The sequence below is a fragment of the Haladaptatus sp. T7 genome, assembly GCF_026008575.1.
GTDB classification, from domain to species: Archaea; Halobacteriota; Halobacteria; order Halobacteriales; family Haladaptataceae; genus Haladaptatus; species Haladaptatus paucihalophilus.
Window position 1 is genome coordinate 1 of sequence record NZ_BROP01000012.1, and the last position, 20,202, is coordinate 20,202.

Genomic DNA, 20,202 nt, shown 5'->3' on the forward strand with positions numbered 1-20,202 from the left:
TCGTGTCGTTCTCCCACGCGGCGACCTGCTCCGCGAGGTCGCGCATCTCGACCGTCCCGTCGCGTCCCTTGAGATACCGTAGTACGTGACGCCGACGAGGCGTTTGAAGGAGGTGGAAGATTTTATCCTTTGAGAGCTCAGTCTCGGCACTTACTTCCGGAACGGTATGCGTTCCTCCATCATTGGTGTGAACTTCTGTAGCGCTCATGACGGCTGAATTATCGCTAGAATAGGTAATAAACCAATAATGCGCTCCCAATTTGTTGCGAACGGTTGTGATGGCTTGTTATGCCGCTTAGCACACCTATAAGTTGTATGTCGTATTACTTGTCATTTATACTAAAATTACGTGAACTAACATGTGTGGGCGTGTCACTATCCTCGACACTACCGCTAGAAAACACCGTTTTCTGGCCCTGTACGGATGGTTTTACGACAGTGGTTGGTTCCTTCTATGACCCGTCTGTCTGCACTTGTCGGACCGTATTGTCCAATTACTGGCCGTACTATCTCTCGATTGGTCTATATTGTCGTACGAGATGTCTGCTGAAACAATTGTGGACGATGTTCCTCTCTTGCCCTCTCGTCTGTTAATTCCAACATTAAAATTATGAAATTTAAAGTTCGATTAATCGCCCTATAGTAAACAGGGAACGAGACGTAGAAAGATACGCCCAGCACGGAGGCGGGGTCTTACAATATCCGGCCGCGAGGGTCGTTAGCGCTCATGACTCCAATACCCCTCGTGCTCAGTTCTCTATCCACGAGCGGCGTCGAACGGCGTCCTGTCTTGCCCTTCGACGACCCACGTAATCGGTGGTCGGTGTGACATTCCGGTTGAATCTTAGCCCATGTTCGATTCCCGAAAGTTTAATGTGACGTAATGAAATACCACAACCGAGTTCGGGTTCCTCGACAATGGCACATGGCGCATCTAACTCCGATGGCCCTCTCAACGAACCGGACGGCTCGTCGAAGGGCGCTGCACAGGACGATTCCGCTCTTTCCGCTCCACCGAGAACTCTCTTTGCCGAAATTTTTGTCTCACATGGGCGTCTCATTCTCGTTCCGACGATAGAATCGTCCCCTGAAGTGACCATTCAGATGGAAGAAACGCCGATGGCCGACGGCTCGCTTTTGTTCGTTTCCGTCGTCGGGGACGATTTTTCCCCGTTCGAGCGATCGCTTGAGACGGATGCGACCGTCCGTGCGGCGACACTTTTCTCCGCCGCCGCCGACCGGCGCGTGTATCGGATTCGGCCCGAATCGGATGTCGTTCCGTTCCTCCCTACCGCCGCCGACCTCGGTATTCGCGTCCTCGACGTAAAGAGCGGCACCGGTGGTTGGGTAATCCGTATCCAGATGCTCTCGCGTGAACCACTCATCCAACTCCGGAAAGCGTGTCTGGAGCACGGGATCACGTTCCGTGTGCGGCAACTATTCGATGCGGACCCGAACACGGACCCTGACGGCGCTCGGCTGACCGGTCGCCAGCGCGACACGGTTCTCACCGCGTATCAATCGGGCTACTACGACGTGCCCCGTGGTATCTCACAGGGCGAACTCGCCGAGGAACTCGACGTCTCTACGTCGGCGATTTCGCAACAACTTCGGCGTGCAACCCGGCAGCTTATCGCCAGTACGTTTGCCGTCGAACAGGATTAGGCTTCGAACGGGGATTTCGACGCTTCCGGTTCGGACCCGTTGAGGAAGACGAGATTCCCGCGTCCGATTTGTACCCGTGTTATCTCGTCGTTTTCCTCCATCTTCGAGAGTTTTCTGCTCACGGTCGATTTCGACCACGAGGTTTCGGTCGTGATATCTGCCTGCTTCATCCGGCCGCCGTACTGGATGAGGAGCGACCGAATTCTCTCTTCGTCGGTGAGCATCTCCTCGTCGGCCAGATTTCCGACCGGCGGCTGTTCTGGTTCCCGTCTTTGTTCCGTTTGTTGGGGTGATTCTTCCGTGGTGGTTGCCACGGTCGTTTCCTCTTTCTCATCTTCCGGTTTCTTTCGCTCGAACAGCCCGGACAGGACGGAACGGATGGAAGAAAGCGGTCCGTCGCTCGGCTTGTCGTTCGATTCGGCGGACTCTTCGGTTTCGTTCGATTCGCTCGCCTCGTCGTCCGGAGAGTAGGCTGGAGTGGTCGTCCACTGGGCACCGTTGTCGGAAATCTCGACGACGACATCGAACAGCGTTTTCAGGGTATTCGTCGTCTCGGGGTCGTGAATGTCGGGGTCCATCTGGAAATAGCCGATGCCCCCCGCGGCCTGTATTCGGTGAGTGAGTATGTGGAGATATCGGAATGCGGTATCGAAATCGACGTATTCGAGGAGGACGGTCAGCGTCTGTACCGAGACGACCGGCTGCGTTTCCCCGTTCGACCACTCCTTCAGTCGGTCGCTCAACGGGACGATTATCTCCATCGGGTCGGTCGGATCGACGACCTCCGTCGTCACGTTGGACGTCTGTTCGTCGTACGTTTCGGACTGTGCCATCCCGCTCGCGTGGATGAAACGAACCTCTCGCGGTGATCTGCCCACGCTCCGTTCCCAGTCCCCGAGCCACTGTCCCGGTGGTTGCGTGTAGGTGACGGCCGCGAGGCTGACGTTTTCGGGTCGCGTCGAAGCTACGAGCTCCATATGTGCCCGGTTGCCATCAGGCGTAAGAGGGGCGAGGACGAGAACGTTTGACGCTCCCTGGAGATCTTCTTCTATTTTGCGGACGTTCATTTATTCCATTTCCCAATATATAATTTTATTTTTACATTACCGAGGCTATTTTGCATGCTAAATACACTGGAACTCGATATCAATGTATTGCTCTCCTATACTATCCCCTAATATACGTTTGTATTCTTGGTCGTTGAATCCCCAGCCGTTCCATCATCTTTGGCCGATTTTTTATAGAAATTCGAACCGTTTTTGTCTCGTCGTTTTCGGCGCAAGTGTGAGGATATTTCGCAAGACGTTCGGATAGACATGGAGGTGTACACGTGCCTTCTCCGTCGCCTCGTACCCATCTATCGTTATTCATACCTGCGAGCCGTTGTGACAACCCGTATTCGTTATAAGCCATACAGTAGCCTACCCTAAAGCCAGTGTGTGACTATTACCATCCCTTATTAGCTACCCGGTTGTCAAAAAGTATTGGCTTGCAAATGCAGGTACTATCCTTCATGTCGCAGTGTGTTCGTGATAAGATTTGCATGCCCACGGCGTAATCGTGTCGAAAGTGCGTTCGGTGATATGTCGAGTTCCCCGGCCACGTGTTTCAACGTCGCTCCACGAGGGACGCTGAAGTAGCCGGAATCGAGCGCCGTTACCAGTGCTTCCCGCTGTTTCGGCGTCACTTCGTACTTCCCGAACGCGTTCGGATGTCGTGATTCGTACATTCGAATCAACTGAAACGAGAGGTCGTAACTCGAACAGTAGTCGTGGAACTCCGTCAGCGACGACTCGCTCGGAAACAACAGTTTGAGATACCAGTCGTTTCCATCGCTCGTCGCCTCCAGAATGCTAGCTTTCAACTCCGAGGCGGCGTGACCGACGGTCCCCGTGCGCTGCCGCCACGAGACGCGATAGAACCGTTCGTTGTCGTGGTTTTCGAGCAACGTTATCGTCTCGACGGTTACGTCCTCGCCGAGTGCACGCTCGAACCGCTCGACCGATTCCCCGCTCGCCCAGAAATACGGTGTCACGTACTCGCTGTCCGCAACGACGCGCTCTATTTCGACGTGAATATCGGAGATTCGCTCCAGCGTCTCGTGAAGGATGAACTCCTCCGATGGCACGGCGAACTCGGTCAAAACGCTCATCTCTCTAGCCGAGGCATGCGTTCGGGGATATTGTAGTTACCGGCGGCTCACTCGGTTTCTCTCCGCCATCTTTAGAACCCCTTCCGAAAAACTTTTATAAAAATGCGATCCATCGGTTTATTGATTGCAAGACGAGTGAGTGTCGTTTATGGATTATATTCGAAGACACTGCCGGTGTATGGATTGCAACCTTACATTTGATATAGCAACGGCAGTGAACCTCAACGCAACCAATGTCTGACGAGCCAACTGTTCTCATCGTTGACGACGAACATGCTATCACTGACTTACACGCACGCTGGCTCGAAGATTCCTACGAAGTCCGGAAGGCGTACAACGGAACCGAGGCTCTAGAAACTATCGACGAGGACGTCGATATCGTTCTTCTCGACCGTCGGATGCCCGACCGCTCCGGGCAGGAGGTTCTCGACGAAATCCGCGAGCAGGCGTTCGACTGTCGGGTGGCGATGGTGACCGCCGTCGAACCGGATTTTGACATTCTCGAACTCGGATTCGATGCCTACATCTGTAAACCGGTTTCCGACCCGGAACAGCTCCGTGAAATCGTCGCGTCGCTCGAAACCCGCTCGACGTACGACTCGCAAGTACAGGAACTGCTTGCGTTGTCGTCGAAGAAAGCGGCGCTCGAAGAACGCAAGGAATCGGACGAGTTGTCGAAAAACGAGGATTACACCGAACTCGAGACGCGGTTAGCATCGCTTCGAAACGAGCTTTCGTCCACGGCTATGGAGTTGGACGACGACGACCTTCGTGCGGAGTTTCACGACCGCAACGACTCGGGGTCCAAACTCATGAAATCCGCAGAGGGGGGGAACGCGTCGGAGTCCAGAGACTAAGGGTTCCGAACGTGCGGTTGTGTCGGATAGTCGATTAAATTGTGAATCTCGGTCATGAATCCACTACGAAAATAACATCTATGATACTGGCCTCCACGGCGCGTCTCCAGAGGGGTTTCGCGTCATCTCCTTTGAGACACTCCGCGTTCCGACGGCTCCGTTTGGCCGACTACGTACGGGAACGATAACATGAGCGAAAATCGGTCGGCATCCAGTCTGGAGTCGGTCACGAAGGGGAGTATCCTTCTGCTTATCGACCACCGCCGAAACCGTCGTTTGTTGGCCGACTGGCTCACGTCGGAGTACGAAGTGGTGCTTCCGAAACACGGCGTCGATACGTCGTTCGACCTGTGTATCGTCGACGAAGCGTCGTTCAGTCGCTATCGTGACGAACTCGAAGCCAAAAAGGAGGCGTCCCTCCCGACGTTCCTTCCCTATCTCCTCGTCACATCGACGAATTCCCCGGCGCGGACGCCGGAAGTGTGGCAGGGCGTCGACGAGGTTATCACGACACCCATCGAGAAGGCGGTGTTACAGGCGCGCCTGGACGGATTGCTCGAACGGCGGCGGCTTTCCGTCGAAATCGAGCGGGAGAAAGAACAGAGCGAACATCGGTTCCGAACGCTGTTCCAGACGGCCCCCGACCCCGTGTTCGTTCTCGATGCGGACGGAAGGATTCAGTCGGTAAACGACGCGTTTTGTCACGTTTCCGGACGCAACCGGTCTGCTGTTCTCGGCGAGCGGCTCGAAAACATCGATGCGTTCCCCAACGATTCCATCGACGAACTCACCGCGGATATGCGCGAACGGAAGCGAGGTAACTCCTCTCCGTACTCGGTGACGTACATGACCCCGGACGGGGAAAACCGCTACGCCGAAATTAACACGACGCGGATGCGTTTCGACGAGGAGAACCCGGAAATCATCGGCATAATTCGGGACGTGACCGAACACAAGCGCCGAAAGCAGGAACTACAGCGCCAAAACGAGCGCCTCGACGAGTTCGCCAGCATGCTCGCCCACGAGCTCCGCAATCCCCTCGGTATCGCCCAGGGGTACCTCCGCGTTGCGAGGGCGGAAGACTCCGAGGACGCCTTCGAGGAGGTCAGCGGTGCGCTCGACCGAATGGAACGGATGATAAACGAAATGCTCGACCTCGCGCGCAAACCCGATGCGCTCACGGAGAAGGAGGTGACGGAGTTTCACGAAATCGTCGAGGACGCGTGGTCACGTGCCGCTCCGCCCGAGGCGACGTTGATGCTGGAGAACGTGGAAGAGGAGATTTCGGCGGACATCGACAGGTTGAGTCAGGTGTTCGAAAACCTGTTCCGGAACGCCATCGAGCACGTCGGACGGGACGTCACCGTTCACGTCAAACGTATCTCGAACGGCGTCTGTATCGTTGACGACGGTCCCGGAATCTCGGACGACGAGCGCGAATTGGTGTTCCAGAGCGGGTACACGACGGACAACGGAACCGGTTTGGGCCTGTCGATTGTCCAGCAAATCGTGGAAGCGCACGGCTGGGAGATTAACGTATTGGAAGGAAGTGCCGGTGGTTCGCGGTTCGAAATCACCGGTATCGATTTCGAATAGCGGGTGAAGGGACCACCCGCCGTGTTGGAAACAAAATCGGGGGGTTCGCGCGGGATGGTAGTCGCGTCCCCCGCGGGTACTCCCGCGCTCGAATCGACGTGGTTCACCTGAAAAGAGCTTGCTCTTACCCGGGGTGAAAGTGAAGCGATACTGTTCGGCGTGTGGGAGAGGGCGGTGGTATCGACGTTCCCCGTCGAACGACGAACACGCTATCGCCAGTCCCTATCGACGCGATGGTCGATAGTCGGGTCTGCGGCGGCTCCGCGCTTCAAGGCCGCCCAGCGGGTACACTCTGGGCAGGCGAAAACGATGCCATCCTCGGTTCCCATCGTTCGCGCGAACGTGGGGTCGACGTGCTCGTTTCGGCAGTTCGGATTGCGACAGCGCCGACTTGAACGGCTGTGTCGGTTCCAGATACCGTGGCGGCCGGAACCGTCGGCGTCCTCCCGATCTGCCTTAGCCATGGATACTCACCTTTTCGCGTGCGAGTCGTTCGCCCGTCTTCCTGTCTAGAAGCTTCCAGAATTCGGCGTCCGTTCCGGATGATCGACTACACTGGTGACACCAAAAGTGGCTGTTCGTCGGTTCCCAGCTGGTGTGGCCGTTCGGACAGGTGTAGCGCCACTTCGAAATCGGTCCGTCGATGTCGTGTACGCTCATACCGCACCGTACGATAATTTCGTCCTAAATATCGACTCTTACCCGAGGCGAAAGTAAACGGCCGGCTGTTCCCGCCGCTTACCCTCCCTCTCCCCGCGTTTCGGACGCGTCTCGATTCACTGCCGAGTGAAAGTGAACGCCCGAAATCGCCCCGATGAATTCGAAATTTAGCAGTTTGGATGGTTTTTATGGTTTTTCTATTTTTTCTAGTTTTGCTAGTTTTTACGGTTTTGATAGCCCTTTCGATGGGTCCGCTATCTCGTGTTCGACCACGTTTCGCGTTCGTACGCCATGCCCCAGAACGCTGTTTCGAGGCGCGTGCTGGTCAGAAACGCGTCCTCCATCGCGTCGTGCATGCCGGGGAACGCCTCGGCCTGCTGGTCAACGAAGGTCCGCATCCACGCGACGGAGTTCCGAAACTCGTCGCTCGTGTACTTCTCGATGAACGGCGTGTAACGGTGGTCGCCGTCCGCGATGGATGCCATGTGGTCTGCGATATCGAGGTATCCCTGTCCACAGGGGTAGACGGCCGCCGCGAGTTCGGCGAGAGTTCCCTCGTAGGCCACCCGAAGAAGGTAGTTCGTGTACGCGAGGCAGGTCGGTGCCTTCTCCACCGATTCGAGTTCCGCACGGGAGATTCCGTACTCGGCGGCGAACGCCCGGTGGAGGTCCATCTCGTCGGCGAGAATCGCGTGAGCGACGTCGAACGCGTGGGTCATCGTCTCTTCGTCGCGCGCCTTGCATCCGGCGAGTGCGAATACGCGGGCGTAGTCTTTGAGATATAGATAATCCTGTTCGACCCAGTGACGGAACGCCGCCGGGTCGAGCGTTCCGTCGGCCAGTTCGACGACGAACGGGTGTGCTTTCTGTTCCTCCCAGAGTCGGTCGCCTGCCGCGAGCAGTCGGTCGCTAAACGCCATGTCTCACGGTTTATTCTCCTGTGGTATAATCTAGTGGTATCGGCGGCGAATCACCCACCTCGTCGCCGGACCATCTCCGCCATCTCCGCGAATAGAGCGTGGAAAACGCCGGAACTACGGAGCTACGGAAAAACGGAACGCCAGAACGGCCCAAAGCGGACCGAGTTGGTTTACAGTCGGTCGAGCACGTTCTCGACGACTTCGTTCTTCGGTACTTGCTCTTCCTCGCCGGAATCCATGTTCTGGACGGTTACGACGCCCTCGTTCAAGTCGCGTTCGCCGACGACGACGGTGTACTCGGCGTTGATGCGGTCGGCGTAGCCGAACTGCTCGCCGACGCTTCGTCCGGTGAGGTCGGTTTCGACGGTCAATCCGGCACTGCGCAACCCCTTCGCGTACTCCAGTCCGATTTCGCGCACCGAATCCGAAATCGTCAGCACGTAGGCGTCGGTCGAAAGCGCCTCGTCGGGCCACTCGCCCAGTTCCTTGAGCAAGTGCATCGTCGTGGAGTAACCGAACGCGAAGCCGATGGCCGGTACTTCGCGGCTTCCGAACTGCTCGATGAGGTGGTCGTAGCGTCCGCCGCCGAACAGCGCGCGGAGGTCACCTTCCGTCGAAAACGCCTCGAAGACGAGGCCGGTGTAGTAGTCCATCCCGCGCACGATGGAGAGGTCGAACGTACACATATCCTCGACGCCGTAGGCCGACAGCACGTCGTAGAGGTCGTGCATCCGCTCGATGGCGTCGTCCGCCGCGTCGCCCTCGGGCGCTTTGTCCGAAAGTTCGACCAGCGCGCTCTCCATCTCGCCGCTGATGGCCGTGAGTTCGTCTATCTCCTCGGCGGTCGCGCGGTCCACGCCTTCGAGTTCGAGGTTGTCGAGGAACTCCTCGCGGCTGAGCTTTTCCTTCTTGTCGATGACGCGCATCACGTCCTTGCTCCCCTCCACGTCCATCGCTTTGAGGAGGGCGTCGAGCAGTTGCCGGTCGTTCAGCCTGAACTCCACCGCGTCGGCGACGCCGAGTTTCTCGTAGATGGTGGCCGCACAGGCGATGATTTCCGCGTCCGCTTCGACCGATTCGACGCCGAAGATGTCGATGTCGGTCTGGAAGAACTCGCGGTCGCGGCCCTTCTGGACCGCCTCGTAGCGCCAGCGTTTCGACGTGTCGAACCACTTTATCGGCGTTCCGAGGTCTTTTCGCTGTTGAACCAACCGTGAACGGGTCGGCGTCTGCTCGGGAATGAGCGTGACTTCGCGTCCGCCCTTGTCCTCGAAGCTGTAGGTCTGCTCGACGATTTCGTCGCCCGATTTCACTCGGAAGAGGTCGGTCGGTTCGACGCTCGGGGCGTCGATTTCGCGGAAGCCGAACTCGCGGGCCGTCTCCTCGACGGTATCCACGATTTCGCGCCACGCCGCCCACTCCTCGGGGTAGCGGTCGTAAAAGCCCTTGAGGCTCTCGAGTTCGTCCATGCTTCGGGTATCGAAGGCGAGCGATTTACGTTTGGCTATCTCGTGCGTCTTCCTGCTCGATTTCGAACACCGCGGCGATATCGTCGCCCCGCGTCTTCGAACCGCCGAGTTCGAGGTCGATCCGCGTCCCGGACCCTCGGAACTGGCGTCGTTCGGTCCGTGAGAGGGCGGCGGAGCCACAGGACATGTTTTCTTTTCTATTCGCTTGCTTCGTAACGCCGCGCTACGGGTTTGACGACCCCTGTTTCGCTTCAGGCGACGTATAACAAAACGCCATCCCCTCGACGGCATTGTCGATGGGGTCTGTGGGTCTGGTTTCCGGGAGGACAGTTGCACTGCTACTCGTGTTGTCGCTCGTCGCCGGGACGTTCGTCCCGCCAGCGACGGCGCAGTCGTCGTCGGATCCACCGCGAGTCTCGATTTCCGTCGAGCGCCGTCCGGCGAATCACGGGGTGGTTCGGTACCACCTCGATTTCGAGACGCCGGGTGACGCACACCGATTCTGGCTCATCAATTACACCGGAAACGTGGTGTCTTCCGAGGGATTCGTCGCCGACAGCACGAAGAACGGAAACCACGCGCTCCGGTGGGACGGGGAGACGGAATCGCCCTCGATGACGATAACCACGAGCGTGAAATCGGGGAACGGCCGGGAGTTCGCGGCCACCGACGACTGGACGCTCGCGCCGACGCCGCGGGTGTCGGTCGCGTGGGGGGAGAGCGGGGACGACGAGTGGAGCTACTTCCATCCGTTTCAGGACGAGTATCCTAATCGAGACGTCTCGTTCGCCGACGCCGGTGTTCTCGGGTCGGCGTTCACCTACGTGGGCAAGTACGACGAGCACGTCCGCAGTGAGAACGGGCAGCGATTCCGGATGATAGTCGCCGCCGACGCGTCTCCCGCCGAGTCGCCGCGGAACGTTTTCGACTCGCTCGCCGCGGCGAGCAAACGGATTCCGGGGGAGACTCCGAACGACGTGTTGCTGTTCGTCCTCCCCGACCCGATATGGCGCGGCGGGTACGCCTCGCCGAGGTACGACGAACTGTGGGTACACGAGGCCGCTCGGCTCGACGACCCCCAGAACCTCTGGCTGCACGAGTACATCCACACGCGTCAGTCGTTCGACCTCGGCGACCGAATGAGCTGGTTCCGCGAGGCGAGCGCCGCGTACTTCGCGTCCGACTTGGCCATGCAGCAGGGTCGGACGTCGAAATCCGCCGTCGCCGATACGCTCTCGTTGAAGTCGTACGACGAGTCCGTGCTCTCGAACACGGACACGTGGGCGAACCGCGAGGTGCCGTACTACCGCGGTGCGCTCACTCTCTGGGCGCTCGACGAGAAGATACAGAAGGCAACGGACGGAAAGCGGAGTCTCATGGACGTGTTCGACCGGATGAACCGACGGGACGGGACGGTCACCTACGCCGACTTCACGAAAATCGTCGCCGACGTGGCCGGACAGTCGATGACACCGTGGTTGGACGAACACGTCACGACCACCACGAAGCCGAACCTCGAGCCGTTGCGAAATTCGGATAGTGCGGGATCGAACGTCGGGAAGGCCGCTAGCGATTCGAACGACAACGGCAACTCCGGGAAGGAATCCGACGGATTGAGCGACGTCCAGCCCCCCGCCAAGACGGGCGACCTTCCTTCGACACTCGTCCTCTGGGGCGGGCTCGGTCTCGTCGGGTTGGTGTTCGGGTTGACGCTCGCACAGTACGTCTCGGGCTTCGTGTCCCGCTTCCGTGGGGGGGAGTAGACGGGGGATCCGTCTTCCGCTTTTAGGTCAGTGGAGCGGGAGCGACCGCAACAGCGTCGCCAGTCCGACGACCAGCAGCCCGAGTATTTTCAGCCACACTTCGATAGCACTTCCCCACACCTTCAGCAACTCGCCGAACCGACGCCACCGCGTCATCGATTCGGCGGGCGATTCGTCTCTCGAATCGTTTGACGGGGAGTCCCCCGTCGTTGTACTACTGATTCTCATACAACCATTCCTCGATTCAAAGGACGGACCGTGACGGACCGGCCTCCTCACCGAACTTTATTTACTACGTACGGGTATAAAAACCATTTTCTAACGTTCGGTGAAAGTGCAACGGGACGACGTAGCACGTTCCGCTCACTTCGACAGTACACCCTCGTAGTTCGCCGCGAGCGGATACCGCCACCCGACGCCGAACGCCTTCGGCGACACCTTCAGCACGGGGGCGGCCTGAAAGCGCTTGTATTCGGCGCGATGGAGCATCGAAAGCACGCGCTCGACGGTTTCGCGGTCGTGACCCGATTCGACCAGTTCGTCGGTCGTTTGTCCCTCGTCCACGTATCCCGCGAGAATCGAATCGAGTATCTCGTACGGCGGGAGGTCGTCCTCGTCCGTTTGGTCCGCTCGAAGCTCGGCGGAGGGCGGTTTCTCGATGACGCGCTCGGGAATGGTTTCCTCATGCTCGTTCAGGTGTCTTGCGAGGTCGTAGACGAACGTCTTCGGGCAGTCGGCGATGGGAGCGAGCGCTCCGCACATGTCGCCGTAGAGGGTGGTGTACCCCACCGCGAGTTCGCTCCGGTTGCTCGTGGCGAGAAGCAGACGACCCTGTTCGTTGGCGATCGCCATCAGCGTCGTCGCCCGGATTCGAGCCTGTACGTTCTCCTCCGTGACGCCCGGCGTCTCGTCGAGAATCGGCGTCAGTTCGCGCTCGAACGCTTCGAAGGTGTCCTCTATCGGGAGGTCGAGAAAGTCGATGCCGAGGTTTTCGGCGAGCTCGCGGGCGTCGATTTCACTCGCGTCGCTGGTGTATCGGGTCGGCATGCCGACCCCGAGGACGTTCTCCGGGCCGAGCGCGTCGGCGGCCAGCGCGGCCGTTATCGAGGAGTCGATACCGCCCGAGAGACCGACGACGACGTTTTCGAACCCCGTCTTGCGGACGTAATCCCGGATTCCGAGGGCGAGCGCCGACCGGATTTCGGCCGGACCCGTCGCGGGTTCGTCGGCGACGTCGTGCGTCGCGGGTGACTCGACATCGAGCGGGACGTCGTAGACGGCGAAATCCTCCTCGAAGGCGGCGAGTCGGCAGGCTATCGTCCCGTCGGGTGCGACGACGAACGACCGACCGTCGAAGACGAGTTCGTCGTTCGCTCCGACTTGGTTCACGAAGACGAGCCATTTGCCGTGGTCGTTCGCGTGTGCGCCGAACAGTCGCTCTCGAAACGCACCTTTCCCGCCGTAGAACGGACTCGCGGAGCAGTTCACGAGCAGATCCGCTCCCGCGTCAACGAGGTCTTCGATGGGGTCCTCGTCGTACTCCGGCCGTTCCCACACGTCGGGTTCGTTCCACGCGTCCTCACAGATGCTCACGCCGAGTTCGGTTCCGTCGGGGAGCGCGTGGACCGATTGCCGCGTCGCCGGTTGGAAGAATCTGTCCTCGTCGAACACGTCGTAGGTCGGGAGGAGTCGCTTTTCGGTTTGGCCGGTGACTTCGCCATCCCGACAGACCGCAACCGCGTTTTGTACTTCCTTCCCGTACGGCTCCGGATTTCGGGCGACGAACCCGACGAGGGCGGTGATGTCGGTCGTCTCCGCCGCGATTCGGTCGAGCGCGTCGCGTTGTGCGTCGACGAACGCCGTTCGTTTCACGAGGTCCTGTGGCGGGTAGCCGACCAGCGCGAGTTCCGAAAACACAACGAGGTCGGCGTTCGCTTCGCGTGCGCGGTGGATTCCGTCCACGATTTTTCGTTCGTTTCCCGCGATATCACCCACGGTGTAGTTCTGCTGTCCCAGTGCGACCCGAACTGTGCTCATCTCTCCCACTGTGTATCGAACGACGCCGAACGGGAAAATCGTACTGTCGTCGTGACCTACGTCGGCTAGGAACGCGGCTACCGACGATGGACGAGGCGTGATGAAGCGACCTCGCTCTCTCCCGGTTCGATTTTCCTCGCGTTCGCGGCAAAAGATAAAGGTACTCGCCGTTCTCGTTCTGGCATATCATGGCAAGAGATTTCGACGTGCCGTGGCTTCACCTCACACCTGACGAAGAGGTACTGTGGGCTGGCCATCGAAGCGTCTATCTCGTCCTCCCGCCCATCGTTCTCGGTATCGTCCTCCTCTTGATCGGTGCAGGAATCGCTGGAAGCGACGTCTTCGGCGGGTTCAGTTGGGTCGGCATCCTCCTCATCCCGGTCGGTTTCGCCATCGCCATTCCCCCGTTCGTTCGGTGGCGGAGCGAGTGGTTCGTCCTCACGACGGAAGAAGTGTATCACAAACGCGGCGTTTTCGCACAGGACGTCACGCAGATACGACTCGACCGAGTACGAAACACCGCCTTCTCACAGTCGCTTTTGGAGCGCATACTCGACTATGGAACGGTAACAATACACACGGCGGGCGTTACGACGGACAATCTAGTGTTCGAAAACGTTTCCAATCCGCAATCTGTCAACGGACTGTTGACTGAACAGCTAGATCGCGTCTCTCCTCGACGGTGAATTTCGGGGCGTCTGTTTTCGGTTTTCAGGCTCCGAAACCGCAACATACGCGGTTTGAAACTAACTGAAACGGTGCACGACGAGTTTCTGTTTTTATTACCCCCCGAAGAGATGGCAAAATCGAGGACAGCGAAAAATGAGCCAAACTGACAGTGCATCTCTCTGGACAGGTCCCCAAGAATTCGAGGGTTCGTTGAAAGCCCTCTTAGATGCGGCCCGCCGCGGTGGCGTCACCTTCGACCGTTCGTGGGCGTTTCGCCGCGACGACGACCATCCCGACCTCATGGTCGAAGTGACGCGACTCGTGACCGACTCCGACACCGCGCATTCCTGTGACGAATACGCCCCGACGATGGGGGAAACGGAGTTCGAAACCGAACTGTCATCCCTCCTCCGTAGTGCCTCTCGGTCGGGTATCGGCTTCGACCGTGCGTGGACGTTCCGTTGTGCCGATGGTATCGACCTGATGGTCGAAATCACGCGGCTCGCCAAGCGATAAGAACAGTCCTCCTCCAAACGGCTCACCCTAACGCCGCTCTCCCTGGCGCCTTTTCACACCGCTTCGACGTCCTGTAGCTTGCCGAGCGGCTGTCGCTCTTCCGCCACTGGCTTGAGTCGGTCCACTTGCGGGTCGAGCCATCCACCGGCCCACTGGGTTTCGACGCGGAGATAGTCCCCGGCAAACGTTTTCACGAGGATGGTGAATCGGTCGTTCGTCCGGTCGATGTCGTGAACGTGACAATCGATATCGACATCTGCGACGGTAACGCGGAGGGGGTCTTCGATTTCGAGGCCGACGAACGAATCAACCAAGTCGGAAACCTCGTGGCGGCTTTCGGTCGCACTCATTACACCTCCCTTTTTTCTCTAGACGCAAAAAGGGGGAATACGGTTTCACACCGTTCTATTCGTTACCCGACAGCAGAAAAGTCGCCTCCATCTTGCGATTTTAGTTATTTTATGTTGAACTGACGCCAATATAGCTGACCCTATATAAAGAATGGGAACACGAAGGTCAACACCTTTCCCCTGTTCTCCGAAATGAGTTGATAGAGATGATTCGGGTGTGCCACGACGCAAGCGAGGGATATCTATGAGTCAGGTCGCCAGCCACGTCGTCAAGGAGGCGGACGGGTACCACGGCGCTATTCCGGTCTGTCTCGGCGATTATCGGCTTCTGCGGAACGTCTACGGTGCCATCGAGTGGTCGGATGGGAAGGAGTCGGTGTTCTGTCGTCGCGTCGGCGACGAGTGGCAAGCCCTCGTCGCTCGGGAGGGTGTCACGCGGACACTTCTCGCCGGACTCGGGTCGAAGAATCACGCGCTGTGGCTGCTCCGTGAATACATGGAGTTCGGCCGAACCTACGAGGGAACGGACGTCTGGTCGGAACTGCCATCCCGCGAGCAATCGAACCCGTTTCGTGACATCCTTTCGTCTGACCGCTCCCCGACGCGACTGTAGTCCCGACGTTAGTCCGTGAATAATTATACGCCTTCTAGCGGAAGGTACTGCTATGCAGGCAATCGTTCTGGCTGCGGGTGAGGGTACACGAATGCGACCGCTTTCCGCATCGTGTCCGAAACCCATGTTGCCGGTCGCAGAGGAACCACTCGTCGCACATACCGCGCGCGCCGCCGTCGAGGCGGGTGCGGACGAACTCGTCCTCGTCGTCGGGTACGAAGCTGACACGGTTCGGGAGTACTTCGGCGCGGAGTACGCCGGTATCCCGGTCAAATACTCGGTACAGGAAGAACAGCGCGGGACCGCGGACGCGGTTCGTGCGGCACGCGAACACATCGACGGCCCGTTCGCCGTCCTCAACGGCGACAACCTCTATGACACCGCGGCCGTGAAACGACTCCTCTCGAACGGTCCGGGGGTCGGGACGTATCACGTCGAGGACCCCTCGAACTACGGCGTCATCTCGACGGACGGCCCGCGCGCGACGGGCATCGTCGAGAAACCGGACGACCCGCCGACGAACCTCGCCAACACGGGGGCCTACGTCTTCCCCGAGGAAGCACGCGACTGGCTCGACGTGGGCGAAAGCGAACGCGGGGAGTTCGAAATCACGGACGTCGTGGAACGCGTCATCGAGGAGTACGACGTCACCGCCGTCGAAGTGGAGCGATGGCTCGACGTGGGTCGTCCGTGGGAACTGCTCGAAGCGAACGAGTGGAAACTCGACGAATTGGAACGCGACGTCCGCGGGGACGTGAGCGAGCGAGCCACGCTCGACGGGAACGTCGTCGTCGAGGAGGGTGCCACCGTCAAATCCGGCGTCGTCATCGAGGGACCGGCACTTATCCGCTCGGGCGCGTCCGTCGGCCCGAACGCCTACATCCGCGGGGCGACGCTCGTGGACGAGAATGCGAAAGTCGGCCACAGCGTCGAAGTCAAAAACAGCGTCCTGTCGCCCGGTGCGACCGTCGGCCATCTCTCGTACGTCGGGGATAGCGTCCTCGGCCGGGACGTGAACTTCGGTGCGGGGACGAACGTCGCCAACCTCCGCCACGACGGAGAGTCGGTAAAACACACCGTGAAGGGCGACCGCGTTTCGACGGGGCGACGGAAGTTCGGCGTCGTCGTCGGCGACGACGTGAAAACCGGTATCAACACCAGCCTCTATCCCGGCGTCTCGCTCTCGGAGGGGTCGATGACACACCCGAACGAGGAAGTCTCTCGCGACAAGTAGTACACCCGCTGCGCTTTTCGTTACGATTCGGTTTCAGTAGTCACTCGCATCGTTCGCGTCCGAGAGAACTGCGGTGGAGAAAAGGTGCCTAACGGACACTACCGCATTTCCTCACGGGCGCGGTTGGCTTCCACCGGGTCGTTGGCGCGACCTTTCTTCACTTCGGTCGCCGTCATACATTCGAAACACCCGTACACTTCGTTTCGGTTGTTCCCGAACACGCGGGCGAACTGCGGCGTCACGAACGAATCGCAATTGCGACACTGCGTATCGGCCATCGTGCTGTCGTCGGCGTTCCGGGAACTGCTCATGTCTATCGACATCGTTTCCGCCATCACAGGGTACCACCATTATTATCCAGCAATTAAGGAGCTGAAACTGGGTGAAACAGTGTCGAAACTTTGTACTGTTGAAACCGTTTCCCCTTGCCTGTGCGTGGTTTTTTAGTATCTATTTAGCTATACGAATCCTCTTCGTGTGGCGACCGTGCGCCGCTGGGTTTCGCTCCATCGAGGTACACAATGTTCCCCCGACCGACGCGCAATCGGTTGATGTCGCCCCGTTCTTCCATCCGGGAGAGAAGTCTGCTGACTTTCGACTTCGACCACCCGGTTTCGTCGACGATATCGACTTGTTTCATCCGTCCGCGGTTCTCGTTGAGCAGCTTGAGCACGAGTCCTTCGTCTGTGAGGATGTCGTCCTCCTTCTCGTTCTCCGCCGGTTCGGTCGGTGACGGTGGTGGTGTGTCACCGACAACCGGCGTCGATGCGTTTGCATTCGGTTCGTCGTTATCGTGGTTGTTTCGCCAGAAGGCAACCGCACCACCGCCGATAGCGAATCCGAGGAGGCCGATAAGGAACCATTGTAGGCCGGAGAATCCTCCAGATTTTCCCTGACCTCCACCCGTGGTCGCCGTGGACGACGTGGTGTCCGCCGTGCTCATCGGTTTCGGGTCCGTTCCGTCGTCTATCCCGTCACCGTCGCTGTCCGCGTTCCTCGGGTTCGTCCCGACGAGGATCTCCTTTCCGTCGAGGAGACCGTCGCCGTCGGTGTCGTTGCTGATCGGATTCGTCTTCCGTTTGTGTATCTCTTCCCCGTCGTTGATGCCGTCACTGTCCATGTCGGGGTCGTTGAACGCGTCCTTCGGCCAATCGTCCGTTCGTATTTTCGAGACCTCGAACTCGTTCGTCAGACCGTCCTGGTCGAGGTCGCCCTCTTTCGTGATGACCGTCTGATTGATACTGCGGCTGTCGAACGTGGGGACGTTGCTCCCGAAAGTCGGTCGAAGGCGGAAGTAGAGCGTTCGCTCGCCGGTTTTCGTCGCGTTGGAACCGTTGAGCGAGACGGTCGCTTTCGACCCGTTTCCGATCGTCGTGCTCTGACAGTCGAGTTCCTCCGGGTCGCTGCCGGTACGGTTATCGTACAGGCAGACCGAGTACTTTCCCTCGCTCGCGTTTATCTGATATGTGACATTGGCGGTGTATTTCTCCGATTGCCAGACGTACGTCACGCCGTTCGTCGTCGTGACGACGCCGTTACCGGTTCGATTTATCGAGATAATCCGTCCGGTATCTGCCTCGCCTTTCCCTCCGACTGACGCCGGAACCAACGCGACACCGACGACGAGGAAAGCGACAAGGATAGCGCAGATAGACCACCAGTCACGGTTCCGGGGACCGAACATTTGTTTCGACTACGTAGTGGGGTGCTTAGTTCCTTTGGCATATAGTTCTGTGTCAGACAAATGTTAATCATATACATTTATATTTAATAATACACATATTAAAACAGACTATTCAGCGACGATCAGACCGGGGCCTGAACCTTACCGAAGTATGAACTGCATCGCGGAGATCATCGCGTAGAGACCGACGACGAACGCACCGAGAGCGTTGGTCGAGGCGGCGGAAATGAGCGGCGCGTTCAGCCACGCGGCCGCGAACGTTCCCGCGCTCAGTGCGGTCGCCCAACGGTAGTAACTGAACCAGCGGTCGTCCTCCGACTCGATGTCGATATCGGTTTCCGACACGTCGGTGTCGGCGTCGGTGTCTTCAGTCGGTTCGAGATAGGGGTCGAACTCGTCGGCTAACTGGCCGCGTTCGACGATGCCGCGGCTTTTGTTGTACTCGATGATACCTTCTTCGTCGAGTTTCGGCAGGTGGGATTGGTACAGGGCGATGTACACGCGCTGGCGTTCGTCCGAGGCGAGCGCCTGCACGGTCGTGTCGTTCTCCCACGCGGCGACCTGTTCTGCCAAATCGCGCATTTCGACCGGCGTGTCGTGTTTTTTCAGGTATCGGAGTGCGTGTCGCCGACGTTGCGTCTGGAGGATGTGGAAGATTTTGTCCTTCGTCAGCGTGACCGGTTCATCCTCGTTCGGCAACGACGGGGCTTCAGAGAGAGTTTGCGTCGTAGCGCTCATGGTTCTTCGATGGATTGCATACGGCGACACATCATAAATCAGACCGACTCTCTCGCTTTCTTGCGAGCCGTTGCATTCCGTTCACGTCTTGCGATTGTACGGTTTGAACAGAGTGAACTGAGCACGAATTTATGTTTCTTCGGAGAGTATTCACTAGATTCGAAAAGTGTGTGGGAGTGTCTATCTTTTTGCCACTGACTGAAAAATAGTCAGTGCCATGAACGATACGATTACTACCCCCGTCGTTTCCGTCGGTGACAGCATCCCCAACGGGCCAAAATTGAAGACGCTACCACCGAATAAGAGCGTCGAGAGTACCGAGAGCGCCAGATAGTAGTGTGCGTATCGCGGTTGTGTCATCCGATGTTTTCTTTGACTCCCTTATAGAGGTTCAACAGCAGTCCCGGAAGCTGTCGTGGTTCCGGCCGACGCGACTGACGGAGGTATCGAAATCCCGTCCGGAACTGACCCTCGTCCAAATAGTGGCGGGCGAGAATGTAATGATGTGCACCGGTCACGTCGATTCCCTGCTGCTCGAGCCGTTCGACTTCCTCGGAGAACGTCCGACGGAAGTGTTCGTCGGCTTTGGCGACCGAATCGGCCGGTGGCGACCCTGTTTCGTACCGGAGCAGCAGGGTCTCGTTCACACAGGCGAGCTTTCCGTGTTTGAGGACGCGGATGAGGAACTCCGGGTCCTGGAACCGGGAGAACGACTCATCGAACCCGTCGATTTCGCGGACGATATCGCTCTCGACGATGAGCGTCGAGCCCGCGCTCGTATGGAGGTCGTCGCTCAACGTCGGCCCGATGAGTTCCTTCCCACCTTCCGCACCCTCGGTCTTGTTCCGGCGTGAGATGAGTTGTGTCACGGCCTTCACCAACGGATTCTGCCCGTCGGGGTGGACGGTTTCCGCCTTGCAGTACGCGGCGACCCACTCGTCGGACCGCAGTTCGAGCGTGAGGACCTGCTTTTCGAGCTTCGTGGGGAGCCACACGTCGTCCGAGTCGAGAAACGCCATGTACTCTCCTTCCGCCCGTTCGATGCCGGTGTTTCGTGCGGCGCTCGCGCCCTGATTTTCTTCGTGTTGGACGAACTGGATTCGGTCGTCGTCGTAGGATGTAACGACTTCTTCGGTGTCGTCCTGCGAGGCGTCGTCCACGATGATAAGTTCCAAGTCCTCCAGCGTCTGTGAGAGGACGCTCTCGATGGTTCGAGGGATGGCGTCCGCGCGGTTGTACGTCGGCACGATGACGCTAACAGTCGGTGCCATTTGTTGCT

The 20,202-nt window shown here is 58.6% G+C and carries 22 protein-coding genes and 1 pseudogene; 8 read left to right on the forward strand and 15 right to left on the reverse strand.

What is annotated here, in order from left to right; all coding sequences use genetic code 11:
• Positions 1 to 208 (reverse strand): annotated as a pseudogene (locus OPC11_RS21420) (hypothetical protein); the annotation flags it as partial.
• A gap of 896 nt (positions 209 to 1,104) precedes the next feature.
• Here OPC11_RS21420 and OPC11_RS21425 point away from each other — a divergent pair.
• The gene (locus OPC11_RS21425; RefSeq protein WP_264783351.1) at positions 1,105 to 1,665 is read left to right on the forward strand and encodes a helix-turn-helix domain-containing protein; all 561 of its coding nucleotides are present in this window, start codon (positions 1,105 to 1,107) and stop codon (positions 1,663 to 1,665) included.
• On the opposite strand, the gene OPC11_RS21430 is transcribed toward OPC11_RS21425, so the two are convergent.
• Together OPC11_RS21430 and OPC11_RS21435 are read right to left on the reverse strand one after the other, a co-directional pair.
• Positions 1,662 to 2,642 carry a MarR family transcriptional regulator gene (locus OPC11_RS21430; protein ID WP_264783352.1) on the reverse strand — a complete coding sequence of 327 codons (981 nt, stop codon included), beginning with the start codon at positions 2,640 to 2,642 and terminating at the stop codon, positions 1,662 to 1,664. The genes OPC11_RS21425 and OPC11_RS21430 overlap by 4 nt on opposite strands.
• Positions 2,643 to 3,169: 527 nt before the next feature.
• A complete protein-coding gene (locus tag OPC11_RS21435) occupies positions 3,170 to 3,817 on the reverse strand; it encodes a helix-turn-helix domain-containing protein (protein WP_264783353.1) in 648 nt (215 codons plus the stop codon).
• A gap of 233 nt (positions 3,818 to 4,050) precedes the next feature.
• On the opposite strand from OPC11_RS21435, the gene OPC11_RS21440 reads away from it, so the two are divergent.
• On the forward strand, positions 4,051 to 4,674 hold the full coding sequence (locus tag OPC11_RS21440; protein ID WP_264783354.1) for a response regulator: 624 nt from the start codon (positions 4,051 to 4,053) through the stop codon (positions 4,672 to 4,674).
• 189 nt (positions 4,675 to 4,863) lie between these two features.
• A complete protein-coding gene (locus tag OPC11_RS21445) occupies positions 4,864 to 6,270 on the forward strand; it encodes a PAS domain S-box protein (RefSeq protein ID WP_264783355.1) in 1,407 nt (468 codons plus the stop codon).
• A 209-nt stretch (positions 6,271 to 6,479) separates the two neighbouring features.
• Here the strand turns inward: OPC11_RS21445 and OPC11_RS21450 are convergent, their stop codons facing one another.
• The 5 genes from OPC11_RS21450 to OPC11_RS21470 all read right to left on the reverse strand — a co-directional run bounded on the left by OPC11_RS21450 (position 6,480) and on the right by OPC11_RS21470 (position 9,506).
• Entirely contained in the window at positions 6,480 to 6,734 is a 255-nt protein-coding gene (locus OPC11_RS21450; RefSeq protein ID WP_264783356.1) for a hypothetical protein, read from the reverse strand.
• Entirely contained in the window at positions 6,727 to 6,930 is a 204-nt protein-coding gene (locus tag OPC11_RS21455) for a hypothetical protein (RefSeq protein WP_007981228.1), read from the reverse strand. Before OPC11_RS21455 ends, OPC11_RS21450 begins: the two co-directional genes overlap by 8 nt.
• Before the next feature lie 254 nt (positions 6,931 to 7,184).
• Positions 7,185 to 7,850 carry a thiaminase II gene (tenA, locus tag OPC11_RS21460; protein WP_007981230.1) on the reverse strand — a complete coding sequence of 222 codons (666 nt, stop codon included), beginning with the start codon at positions 7,848 to 7,850 and terminating at the stop codon, positions 7,185 to 7,187.
• Between the two features lie 170 nt (positions 7,851 to 8,020).
• Positions 8,021 to 9,319, reverse strand: a complete 1,299-nt coding sequence (gene hisS / locus OPC11_RS21465; RefSeq protein WP_264783357.1) for a histidine--tRNA ligase — start codon at positions 9,317 to 9,319, stop codon at positions 8,021 to 8,023.
• A gap of 25 nt (positions 9,320 to 9,344) precedes the next feature.
• Positions 9,345 to 9,506, reverse strand: a complete 162-nt coding sequence (locus OPC11_RS21470) for a hypothetical protein (protein WP_264783358.1) — start codon at positions 9,504 to 9,506, stop codon at positions 9,345 to 9,347.
• 109 nt (positions 9,507 to 9,615) lie between these two features.
• Between OPC11_RS21470 and OPC11_RS21475 the strand changes: the two genes are divergently transcribed.
• Positions 9,616 to 11,082, forward strand: a complete 1,467-nt coding sequence (locus OPC11_RS21475; protein ID WP_264783359.1) for a glycyl aminopeptidase — start codon at positions 9,616 to 9,618, stop codon at positions 11,080 to 11,082.
• Positions 11,083 to 11,109: 27 nt separating this feature from the next.
• On the opposite strand, the gene OPC11_RS21480 is transcribed toward OPC11_RS21475, so the two are convergent.
• The gene (locus OPC11_RS21480) at positions 11,110 to 11,310 is read right to left on the reverse strand and encodes a hypothetical protein (RefSeq protein WP_007981238.1); all 201 of its coding nucleotides are present in this window, start codon (positions 11,308 to 11,310) and stop codon (positions 11,110 to 11,112) included.
• A 135-nt stretch (positions 11,311 to 11,445) separates the two neighbouring features.
• On the reverse strand, positions 11,446 to 13,119 hold the full coding sequence (locus OPC11_RS21485; protein ID WP_264783360.1) for an NAD+ synthase: 1,674 nt from the start codon (positions 13,117 to 13,119) through the stop codon (positions 11,446 to 11,448).
• 188 nt (positions 13,120 to 13,307) lie between these two features.
• Here OPC11_RS21485 and OPC11_RS21490 point away from each other — a divergent pair, with 188 nt between their 5' ends.
• Both OPC11_RS21490 and OPC11_RS21495 read left to right on the forward strand, forming a co-directional pair.
• Positions 13,308 to 13,805, forward strand: a complete 498-nt coding sequence (locus OPC11_RS21490; protein WP_264783361.1) for a PH domain-containing protein — start codon at positions 13,308 to 13,310, stop codon at positions 13,803 to 13,805.
• 136 nt (positions 13,806 to 13,941) lie between these two features.
• Positions 13,942 to 14,304 carry a hypothetical protein gene (locus OPC11_RS21495; protein ID WP_073096829.1) on the forward strand — a complete coding sequence of 121 codons (363 nt, stop codon included), beginning with the start codon at positions 13,942 to 13,944 and terminating at the stop codon, positions 14,302 to 14,304.
• A gap of 53 nt (positions 14,305 to 14,357) precedes the next feature.
• Here OPC11_RS21495 and OPC11_RS21500 read toward each other — a convergent pair whose 3' ends face one another.
• Entirely contained in the window at positions 14,358 to 14,654 is a 297-nt protein-coding gene (locus tag OPC11_RS21500; RefSeq protein WP_069450747.1) for a hypothetical protein, read from the reverse strand.
• 244 nt (positions 14,655 to 14,898) lie between these two features.
• On the opposite strand from OPC11_RS21500, the gene OPC11_RS21505 reads away from it, so the two are divergent.
• Positions 14,899 to 15,267 carry a hypothetical protein gene (locus tag OPC11_RS21505; RefSeq protein ID WP_007981248.1) on the forward strand — a complete coding sequence of 123 codons (369 nt, stop codon included), beginning with the start codon at positions 14,899 to 14,901 and terminating at the stop codon, positions 15,265 to 15,267.
• A 52-nt stretch (positions 15,268 to 15,319) separates the two neighbouring features.
• Positions 15,320 to 16,501, forward strand: coding sequence for a bifunctional sugar-1-phosphate nucleotidylyltransferase/acetyltransferase (gene glmU, locus OPC11_RS21510; RefSeq protein ID WP_007981250.1), 1,182 nt, complete (start codon positions 15,320 to 15,322; stop codon positions 16,499 to 16,501).
• 98 nt (positions 16,502 to 16,599) lie between these two features.
• On the opposite strand, the gene OPC11_RS21515 is transcribed toward glmU, so the two are convergent.
• From OPC11_RS21515 to OPC11_RS21530, 4 genes are all read right to left on the reverse strand, one after another.
• The gene (locus OPC11_RS21515) at positions 16,600 to 16,836 is read right to left on the reverse strand and encodes a hypothetical protein (protein ID WP_007981253.1); all 237 of its coding nucleotides are present in this window, start codon (positions 16,834 to 16,836) and stop codon (positions 16,600 to 16,602) included.
• Between the two features lie 119 nt (positions 16,837 to 16,955).
• On the reverse strand, positions 16,956 to 18,185 hold the full coding sequence (locus OPC11_RS21520; protein WP_007981255.1) for a helix-turn-helix domain-containing protein: 1,230 nt from the start codon (positions 18,183 to 18,185) through the stop codon (positions 16,956 to 16,958).
• Positions 18,186 to 18,326: 141 nt separating this feature from the next.
• Complete coding sequence (locus OPC11_RS21525; RefSeq protein ID WP_007981256.1) at positions 18,327 to 18,923, reverse strand: hypothetical protein; 597 nt, start codon at positions 18,921 to 18,923, stop codon at positions 18,327 to 18,329.
• A 356-nt stretch (positions 18,924 to 19,279) separates the two neighbouring features.
• The gene (locus tag OPC11_RS21530; RefSeq protein ID WP_264783362.1) at positions 19,280 to 20,194 is read right to left on the reverse strand and encodes a glycosyltransferase family 2 protein; all 915 of its coding nucleotides are present in this window, start codon (positions 20,192 to 20,194) and stop codon (positions 19,280 to 19,282) included.
• Positions 20,195 to 20,202 lie beyond the last annotated feature (8 nt).